The sequence below is a fragment of the Pseudomonas sp. PS02302 genome, assembly GCF_029959585.1.
GTDB classification, from domain to species: Bacteria; Pseudomonadota; Gammaproteobacteria; order Pseudomonadales; family Pseudomonadaceae; genus Chryseomonas; species Chryseomonas aestiva.
Map to the genome: position 1 here is coordinate 1 of NZ_JASCON010000127.1, position 9,302 is coordinate 9,302.

Genomic DNA, 9,302 nt, shown 5'->3' on the forward strand with positions numbered 1-9,302 from the left:
GCCCATGGCCGCGATAGAGCTCTATCGCGGCCATGGGCCGCTCCTACAGGAAATGATGGATTAAACGCCCTGCTTGAGGCTGGCTTCGAGGTATTCGTCCAGATCGCCGTCGAGCACCTTGTCGCAGTCGCTGCGTTCCACGCCGGTGCGCAGATCCTTGATCCGCGAGGCGTCGAGGACATAGGAGCGGATCTGGTGGCCCCAGCCGATATCGGACTTGGAATCCTCCAGGGCCTGGGACGCGGCGTTGCGCTTCTGCATCTCCAGCTCGTACAACTTGGCCCGCAGCATCTTCATGGCGGTGTCCCGGTTGGCATGCTGGGAGCGTTCGTTCTGGCAGGCCACCACGGTGTTGGTGGGCACGTGGGTGATCCGCACCGCGGAGTCGGTGGTGTTCACGTGCTGACCGCCGGCGCCCGAGGAGCGGTAGGTGTCGACGCGCAGATCCGAAGGATTGATCTCGATGTCGATGTTGTCATCGATCTCGGGCGAGACGAACACTGCGGTGAACGAGGTGTGGCGACGGTTGCCCGAGTCGAAGGGACTCTTGCGCACCAGGCGGTGCACGCCGATCTCGGTGCGCAGCCAGCCGAAGGCGTATTCGCCCTTGATGTGCACGGTGGCGCCCTTGATGCCGGCGACCTCGCCTTCCGACAGCTCGACGATCTCGGCGCTGAAGCCATGCTGGTCGGCCCAGCGCAGGTACATGCGCAGCAGCATGTTGGCCCAGTCCTGGGCCTCGGTGCCGCCGGAGCCGGCCTGGATGTCCAGGTAGCAGTTGTTGGGGTCCATCTCGCCGCTGAACATGCGGCGGAATTCCAGCTTCTCGAGGATGCCGCGCAGGCGCCCCACCTCGGCCGCCACGTCATCGACCGCGCTCTGGTCTTCCTCTTCGGCGGCCATTTCCAGCAGGTCGGTGGCATCGGCCAGACCGCCGTTCAGCTCGTCCAGGGTGCCGACCACCTGGGCCAGCAGGGCGCGCTCGCGGCCAAGATTCTGGGCGTACTCCGGCTTGTTCCAGACGGCGGGGTCTTCGAGCTCGCGCTCGACTTCGACCAGACGATCCTTCTTCAGATCGTAGTCAAAGATACCCCCGAATGGTCTCGGTGCGGCTGGAGAGGTCCTTGATGCTGGTGACGATCGGGTTGATTTCCATGGGGGAAACACTCGCGAGAAAAGCTGTGGAAAAGCTCGCGAGTATAACCCAATCGGCGGCGAAACTCAGCGGTCGGCGGGGTGCGCCGCCCGCACTGGCCTCAATCGGCGTCGAGATCGCGGTGGCGGGTTTCCGGCAGGCACAGCAGCCCCACCACCAGGCTGACTCCGGTCACCAGCACCGGGTACCAGAGGCCGTAGAAGATGTCGCCGGTATAGACCACCAGGGCAAAGGACACCGTCGGCAGGAAGCCGCCGAACCAGCCGTTGCCGATGTGGTACGGCAGCGACATGGAGGTGTAGCGGATGCGCGTGGGGAACAGCTCCACCATCAGCGCCGCCAGGGGTCCGTAGCAGAGGGTGGCGATCAGGATCAGGGCGAAGATCACCGCCACCACCATCGGCTTGTTGACCTGGGCCGCATCGGCCTTGGCCGGATAGCCGGCGGCCTGCACCGCCGCGCGCAGGGCCGGTTCGTCGAAGCCGGCGATGACCTTGTCACCGACGTTGACCTGCACCGCGTCCCCCGGTGCCGCCGCCACGCTGCGGTAGGGCAGCCCGCTCTTGGCCAGCAGCGTCTTGACCTTATCGCAGGGGCTGTCGAAGCGCGCCTTGCCCACCGGGTCGAACTGGAAGGTGCAGGTGGCCGGGTCGGCGGTCACCACGATGGGCGCCTGCTGGCTGGCCTGGTAGATCTGCGGATTGGCGTAGTGGGTCAGGGCCTTGAACAGCGGGAAGTAGAGCACCGTGGCCAGCAGCAGCCCCAGCATCAGGATCGGCTTGCGCCCGACCTTGTCCGACAGCCAGCCGGCGATGACGAAGAAGGGGGCGCCCAGGATCACACTGATGATCAGCAGGTTGTTGGCCAGCACCGGGTCGAGCTTGAGGGTCTGGGTGAGAAAGAACATCACATAGAACTGCGACAGGTAGAAGGTCACCGCCTGGCCGCCGTTGATGCTGAACAGCGCGATCAGCACCACCTTGAGATTGCTCCAGTTGGTGAAGGAATCGCGGATCGGTGCCTTGCTCTGCTTGCCTTCGGCTTTCATGCGCAGGAAGGCCGGCGATTCGTGCATGGACATGCGGATCCAGGTGGAGATGGCCAGCAGGAAGATCGACAGCAGGAACGGCAGGCGCCAGCCCCAGACCTCGAACTGGTCGCCGGTCAGGTAGCGGCAGACCAGGATCACCACCAGCGACAGCAACAGCCCCAGGGTCGCGGTGGATTGCAGCCAGCTGGTGTGGGCGCCGCGCTTGCCGGGCGGTGCATGCTCGGCGATGTAGGTGGCGGCTCCGCCGTATTCCCCGCCCAGGGCCAGGCCCTGCAGCAGCCGCAGCAACACCAGGATGATGGGCGCGGCCACGCCGATGCTGGCGTAGGTGGGCAGCAGGCCGACGCCGAAGGTGGCGATGCCCATGAGGATGATGGTGGCGAGAAAGGTGTACTTGCGGCCGACCAGATCGCCCAGGCGTCCGAACAGCAGGGCGCCGAAGGGTCGCACCACGAAGCCGGCGGCAAAGGCCAGCAGGGCGAAGATGAAGGCGGTGGTGTCATTGACGCCGGCAAAGAACTGCTTGCTGATCACCGCCGCCAGGGCGCCATAGAGAAAGAAGTCATACCACTCGAAGACGGTCCCCAGGGACGAGGCGAAGATCACCTTGCGCTCTTCGCGGCGACTGCTGGCCGCGCTGGGTTGTACCCGGGGTTGGGCATAGTCGGACATCGCACGTTCTCCTGACCCGGGATCGCCGGGCTGATTGTTGTTATGGGCGACAGCTACTACGGTGGAAACGGCGGGAGGCCCCGCCGTCGGTGAAACCGGATGGACGCGTCTAGGCAGCGGAGACCGCGCTGGCCCTGGCGACCGCGGCGGGCAACTCGTGGCGGCCCTGTTCGCGGGCCTCGGCCAGCATGAAGGTGGCCGCCTGCTCGGCGATCATCAGGGTCGGCGAGCAGCTGTTGCCCGAGACCAGGGTCGGCATGATGGAGGCGTCGGCCACCCGCAGCCCCGGGATGCCCTGTACCCGCAGGCGCGCATCGACCACGGCGTCGGCGTCCTGGCCCATGCGGCAGGTGCCGGACGGATGGAAGATGGTGGTGCCTATGGCCCCTGCGGCCTGCTGCAACTCCGCTTCGCTCTGGTAGGCCGGTCCCGGCAGGTATTCCTCGGGCCGATAGGCGGCCAGGGCCGGGGCGGCGACGAGGCGACGGGTCAGGCGGATGGCATCGGCGGCTACCCTGAGGTCTTCCGGCGCGCTGAGATAGCGCGGCTGGATCAGCGGCGCGGCCAGCGGGTCGGCGCTGCGGATGGTCACCTGGCCGCGGCTGGCCGGGCGCAGGTTGCACACCGAGGCGGTAAAGGCGGGAAAGCCGTGCAGCGGCTCGCCGAAGCGCTCCAGCGACAGCGGCTGCACGTGGTATTGCAGATTGGCCGAGGGCTGCGCCGGATCGGAGCGGGCGAAGGCGCCCAGCTGACTCGGCGCCATGGCCAGGGGACCACTGCGCTTCCAGAGGTATTCCAGGCCCATGCCCAGCTTGCCCCAGAGACTGCCGGCCAGGGCGTTGAGGGTGGGCACGCCGTGCACCCGATAGATCAGGCGCAGTTGCAGGTGGTCCTGCAGATTGCCGCCTACCCCTTCCAGCCGGTGCCGGACACCGATACCCAGGCCTTCGAGCAGACCGCGCGGACCGATGCCGGAGCGCTGCAACAGGGTCGGCGAGCCGATGGCCCCGGCGCAGAGCACGATCTCCCGCCGCGCCACCAGGCGCTGGGGCTCGGCCTGGCCCGGCAGCCGCGCCAGCACCGCCCGTGCCCTGCCCTCCTCCAGCAGCACCCGCTCCACCTGCACACCGGTCAGCACCTGCAGATTGGCGCGCTGGCGGATGGGCTTGAGAAAGGCCTTGGCGGCATTCCAGCGCACGCCATTGCGCTGATTGACCTGGAAGTAGCCGCAGCCTTCGTTGTCACCGGTGTTGAAGTCTTCCACCGGCGCAATGCCGGTTTCGCCCGCGGCGCTGCGAAAGGCGTCGAGCAGCGTCCAGTGCAGGCGCTGCCGCTCGACGCGCCATTCGCCTCCGGCACCATGAAAGGCCGAGGCGCCATCGCAATGATCTTCCATGCGCTTGAACAGTGGCAGCACGTCCTGCCAGCCCCAGCCGGGATTGCCGGCGGCGGCCCAGCCGTCATAGTCGCGGGCCTGGCCGCGCATGTAGATCATGCCGTTGATGGAGGAGCAGCCGCCCAGCACCCGCCCGCGAGGATAGTTGAGCGCGCGGCCACCCAGGCCCGCTTCCACCTCGGTCTTGAAGCACCAGTCGGTGCGCGGATTGCCGATGCAGAACAGATAGCCAACGGGGATGTGGATCCAGGGATGGTTGTCACGGCCGCCGGCTTCCAGCAGCAGCACGCGATGGGCCGGATCGGCGGACAGCCGATTGGCCAGCAGGCAGCCGGCCGGACCGGCGCCGACGATGATGAAGTCATATTCCGCAGCAGGACCGGGCATGACGTTCCCTCGCTTTTTTGTTGTTGTGGTCCCTATCCTAGTGTCGTCATCCGCGAACAACAGTCGCAGAAAACGGGCAACGGCTGTGCATTTCTGAACAATGCCCAGCAAGCAACCGGGCACACCGGCCTAGACGAGGAAAAGGGATGTTCGACTGGAACGATCTGCGGGTTTTTCTGGAGGTCCAGCGCCATGGTCGCCTGCTCACCGCCGCCCGCAGTCTGGGCGTCAGTCATGCGACCGTCGCCCGCCACCTGGAGGCCCTGGAACGCGCCCTGGGCAGCCAGCTGCTGGTGCAACAGGCCAGCGGCTATCAGCTCACACCGGCCGGTCAGGCGCTGCTCGCCCATGCCCAGGCGATGGAAGAAGCCGCGCTGCTGGCCCAGGAGGCGGTAACCCAGCGCCTCAATCCGCTGGGCCAGGTGCGGGTCGGAGTGACCGAGGGCCTGGGCACCGGCTTTCTCGCCCAGCGCCTGGGGGCGCTGCTGCGCGACTATCCCGGACTGGAAGTGGAGCTGGTGTCGGTGCCGCGCTTCGTCAGCGTCACCAACCGCGAGGCGGACATCGCCATCACCCTGGAAAGACCCACCGCCGAAGGCCTGATCGGCCGGCGGCTGACGCCCTATCGCCTGAAATTCTATGCCAGTCGCGCCTATCTGGATCGGGCACCCGCGCTGGACGCCCACGCCGATCTCGGCGAGCAGACCTTCATCGGCTATGTCGATGACCTGCTGTACACCCGCGAACTGCAATTCATCCAGGGCCTCTGCCCCGAGCCACGCATCGTCTTTCGCAGCACCAGCGTCATCGCCCAGCGCGAAGCGGCCTGCGCCGGCATCGGCATCGCGGTGCTGCCATGCTATCTGGTGGGCCAGAACACCCCCTTGGAGGGCGTGCTCCCGGAGCGGTCCTTCACCCGCGAGTACTGGATCTCGACCCACCGGGAGTTGCACCGCTCCGCGCGTTTGCGCGTGGTCTGGGATTTCCTGCTGCAGCTCTGTGCGGCGGAGCGGAGCGTCCTGCTGGGCGAGGAACGCCCGCTCGCCTAGCCGTCAGACCGCCGCGGCCTCGCGTTCCAGCTCGGCGCGCAGGCCAGGCTCCAGGCGCAGCTGGCGCGCCAGCTCGTCCAGGTAGGCCTTTTCCATGTACTGCTGATCGTCGATCAGCATCAGGCTGGCCAGGTACATCTCGGCGGCCATCTCGGGCGTTTCCGCGGCGGCGGCGACCTTGGCCGGATCCAGCGGCTGCTCCAGTTCGCGCTGCAGCCAGCTGCGCAACTCGGGATCGTTGTCCAGCTTGGCCATCTCCGCCTCGATGGCCTGGCGCTCCTGGTCATCGACGTGACCATCGGCCTTGGCGGCCGCGATCAGGGCGATCAGCACCGCCCGGCCATGGGCCTCGGCTTCGTGCTCCGGTACCCGATCCACGGTACGCGGCTCGACGGCCGCCGTCCCCTGGGCCTGATTGGCCTGCCAGGACTGATAGGCCTTGTAGGCCACCATGCCGAGCGCCGCCAGACCGCCATAGCCGACCGCCTTGCCACCCATGGCGCGACCGCGCTTGCTGCCCAGCAGCGCGGTCAGGGCCCCGGCCGCCAGGCCGCTGTTGCCCAGTCCGGAGAGCAGACCGCCCAGGGGATCCTTGCCGGTGGACGCGGTACCGGGTCGGGGGGCCGAGTGACCGGTCTTCTTGGCCAGCGCCTGCTGGCCCGCCTTGAGCAATTGATCAAGCAAACCGCGGGTGTTCATGGATGACCTCCACAGAGTCGGGATTCAGCCCTTTAGGACCACTGGCCACGCCGTCTCGCTCCCGCCACCTGCTTACCGGATGTTGCCGGGGTCGCCGTGGCGACCAGCCGGTCGATACAAAATATTGCTGACCGCGGGCCGCCCACGGCGCTACTCTTGCGCCTTCCTTTGCAGTTGCCGGAGACACCCCATGCGCTCGCGTCTGGCTGTGCTGTTCGCGCTTTCGCTCGCCCTCACCGCCGGCCAGGTTCAGGCCGCCGCCGAGGACGCACGCGTCATCGCCAATCGCTACCTCGATGCCTGGAACGATCACGATGCCGAGGCCGCCAGCGCCCTGCTCGATCCCAAGGTGCAGTATTTCGACAGTGGCGCCGCCACCACCGAGACCAGCCGCACCCAGGCCCGCGACCGGATCGTCAAGGTCACCCTCAAGGCCGTGCCCGATCTGCAGGTGAAGATGGTGCACAAGCCGGTCATCGGCCCGCGCAGCATCGCCTTCGAATGGGAACTGACCGGCAACCGCGTCACCGCCACCGGCAAGCAGCCGGTGAAGATCCGTGGCGCCAGCATCATGAAGATCCGCGACGGGCGCATCTGGTACCTGGGCGACTACTACGACAGTGACGCCTTGGAGGCGATGCTGCGCCCGGCCAAACCCTAGGCTGGGCAGGGCCTGCCGGTGCCTTTCCGCCAGGCGTCGGCGCAGCAGCCCGAGTGGCTTACACCCGCGGCGACAGCAGACTGACAACTGGCCGGATCCCTCCTAGACTGAGGACTCACTCCAGACAAGGATCGTCGCATGCCGTCGCTCAAGCACCTGTTCCTCCTGCTCGCCGCCATCCTGATGCTCGCTGCCTGTTCGGGTAGCGACACCCCCGAAGACGTCAGTCACAGCTTTCTTGAAGCCGTCTACAAGAACGAGCCAGACCAGGCCTTCAAGCTCATCGAGATTCCCAAGAACGCTCAGCCCGGCATGGAAGACATGGTTCGTGGCAAGTTGAAGGGCCGACTCGCGGAAAACGCGCGCAAGACTGCAAGTCTCGGCGGATTGGCGTCCATCGAGGTCGCCAAGGCGGAATACAACTCGGACAAGACCGCAGCCACTACCTCGGCCACGGTCACCTTCAAGAACGCTGATGCACCGAAACGCCAGGAGCAACTGCGACTGGTGAAGGTTGAGAGCGGCTGGAAGGTAAGACTCTGATCGACGAATAACGGCCGGGTGTTTCGCCGTGCGCCTGCTGGCGTGGGGAGTCCTGCTGCTTACGCTCGTCGTGCAACGGCCAGCACCTATCATCTACCCGCCGCTCGATCCCGCCAGCCTGCCAGGGCTGGCGGTAGGAGACTGGCTGTTTCGGCTGGGCACCTCCATGGATAGCGCGCTGATCCGCGAGGCCAGCGGCGGTGCCTATTCGCATGTCGGCATGGTGGTAGCGACGGAACCCAGGGTGCTGATTGTCCATGCCACGACGGACGATGATCCACAGCACCCCGATCAGGTACTGCTCAGCACCCTGGCAGACTTTCTCCACCCGCCCAGGGCACAGCATTTCGCCATCGCCCGTCCGGGCTTTCTGGATGCAGCGCTGAGGGCGCAGATCGCTCAGGACCTGCGCACCCAATTAGGCAAGCCCTTCCTGTTGGACGCTCGCGACCTGCCCCACCGCTATTGCACCAGCCTGCTGGCGGAGGCGATCGGACGTCATGCACCTGCCTTCGCGCCGGTCTGGACTCGCCTCGACCTGCCGCTCTTTCATGGCGACTACCTGCTGCCCCGAGCCTTCGCCGAATATCCGGGCCTGGAATGGATCTACCGCCAGTGAGCGCAGGCGGCACCGGGCTCTCCAACGGAAAGTCCCGGCGCGTTCGTCTCACTCCACCCCGAACGGCTTGCGCAGCGGCGTATCCCGGTGCGCGGCGCGCACGTACTGCGGCGGCCAGGAGACCTTTTCGCGCAGGGCCTCGGCGGCATTCAGCGGCCAGTAGGGATCGCGCAGCAGTTCGCGGGCCAGCAGCACCAGGTCGGCCTGACCGGTGCGCAGCACGTGCTCGGCCTGGGCAGCGTCGGTGATCATGCCCACCGCGCCACTGGGAATCCCGGCCTCCTTGCGCACCCGCTCGGCGAACTGGGTCTGGTAGCCGGGCCCGGTGGGAATGTCGGCCTGAGCCGCGGTACCGCCGGAGGAGACGTCGATCAGGTCGACGCCCAGGGTCTTCAACCGGCGTGCCAGTTCGATCGTCTCGTCGACGTCCCAGCCGTCCTCCACCCAGTCGGTGGCCGAGACCCGCACGAACAGCGGCAACTCTTCCGGCCAGACCGCCCGCACGTCGGCGGTCACTTCCAGCAACAGGCGGATGCGATTCTCGAAATTGCCACCGTAGTCGTCCTCTCGGCGGTTGGAGAGCGGCGAGAGGAACTGGTGCAGCAGATAGCCGTGGGCGGCATGGATCTCGGCCACCTTGAAGCCGGCCGCCAGGGCCCGCTCGGCGGTGTCCACGAAAGCCCGGCGGATGCTGGCGATGTCGTCGCGATCCACCGCCGTGGGCCGGGTGTGCTGGGGATCGAAGGCGATGGCCGAGGGCGCCACCGGCACCCAGCCGCCTTCGGCGATGGGCACGCTGCCGTGCTTGCCGAGCCAGGGTTGCCAGGTGCTGGCCTTGCGGCCGGCATGGGCCAGCTGGATGCCGGCGACACTGCCCTGGCCCTCGATGAACTGGGTGATGCGACGCAGCGGCTCGATCTGCTCGTCCTTCCACAGGCCCAGATCCTGGGGCGTGATGCGTCCGTCGGGGGTGACGGCGGTGGCCTCGAAGATCACCAGACCCGCGCCCCCCGGGGCGCGCCGGCCCGGGGGGCGGCGCGGGCCGGGGGTGGGGGCGGCGGGGGGGCGG

The 9,302-nt window shown here is 67.1% G+C and carries 9 protein-coding genes; 4 read left to right on the forward strand and 5 right to left on the reverse strand.

Annotated features, from left to right (window positions below; genetic code table 11):
- Positions 1-60 precede the first annotated feature (60 nt).
- The 3 genes from prfB to QMX82_RS24855 form a co-directional block, all read right to left on the reverse strand.
- A protein-coding gene (prfB, locus tag QMX82_RS24845; protein WP_208692553.1) for a peptide chain release factor 2 occupies positions 61-1,156 on the reverse strand; the annotation gives its coding sequence in 2 pieces (ribosomal slippage) (positions 61-1,083 and positions 1,085-1,156; 1,095 coding nt in all).
- A gap of 100 nt (positions 1,157-1,256) precedes the next feature.
- On the reverse strand, positions 1,257-2,879 hold the full coding sequence (locus QMX82_RS24850; RefSeq protein ID WP_282288533.1) for an MFS transporter: 1,623 nt from the start codon (positions 2,877-2,879) through the stop codon (positions 1,257-1,259).
- A 109-nt stretch (positions 2,880-2,988) separates the two neighbouring features.
- Positions 2,989-4,662 carry a GMC family oxidoreductase gene (locus QMX82_RS24855; RefSeq protein WP_282288535.1) on the reverse strand — a complete coding sequence of 558 codons (1,674 nt, stop codon included), beginning with the start codon at positions 4,660-4,662 and terminating at the stop codon, positions 2,989-2,991.
- Between the two features lie 146 nt (positions 4,663-4,808).
- Here QMX82_RS24855 and QMX82_RS24860 point away from each other — a divergent pair, with 146 nt between their 5' ends.
- A complete protein-coding gene (locus QMX82_RS24860; protein ID WP_282288537.1) occupies positions 4,809-5,711 on the forward strand; it encodes a LysR family transcriptional regulator in 903 nt (300 codons plus the stop codon).
- Positions 5,712-5,714: 3 nt separating this feature from the next.
- Here the strand turns inward: QMX82_RS24860 and QMX82_RS24865 are convergent, their stop codons facing one another.
- Complete coding sequence (locus QMX82_RS24865; RefSeq protein WP_208692565.1) at positions 5,715-6,410, reverse strand: tellurite resistance TerB family protein; 696 nt, start codon at positions 6,408-6,410, stop codon at positions 5,715-5,717.
- Positions 6,411-6,600: 190 nt separating this feature from the next.
- Between QMX82_RS24865 and QMX82_RS24870 the strand changes: the two genes are divergently transcribed.
- From QMX82_RS24870 to QMX82_RS24880, 3 genes are all read left to right on the forward strand, one after another.
- Positions 6,601-7,071 (forward strand): nuclear transport factor 2 family protein, encoded by a 471-nt coding sequence (locus QMX82_RS24870; protein ID WP_208692567.1) that lies wholly within the window; start codon positions 6,601-6,603, stop codon positions 7,069-7,071.
- Positions 7,072-7,209: 138 nt separating this feature from the next.
- Positions 7,210-7,614 (forward strand): DUF4878 domain-containing protein, encoded by a 405-nt coding sequence (locus QMX82_RS24875; RefSeq protein WP_282288540.1) that lies wholly within the window; start codon positions 7,210-7,212, stop codon positions 7,612-7,614.
- A gap of 28 nt (positions 7,615-7,642) precedes the next feature.
- Positions 7,643-8,233 (forward strand): YiiX/YebB-like N1pC/P60 family cysteine hydrolase, encoded by a 591-nt coding sequence (locus QMX82_RS24880; RefSeq protein WP_282288542.1) that lies wholly within the window; start codon positions 7,643-7,645, stop codon positions 8,231-8,233.
- A gap of 48 nt (positions 8,234-8,281) precedes the next feature.
- On the opposite strand, the gene QMX82_RS24885 is transcribed toward QMX82_RS24880, so the two are convergent.
- Positions 8,282-9,302: NADH:flavin oxidoreductase/NADH oxidase (locus QMX82_RS24885; protein WP_282288543.1), on the reverse strand; the 1,021-nt coding region annotated here is incomplete at its 5' end.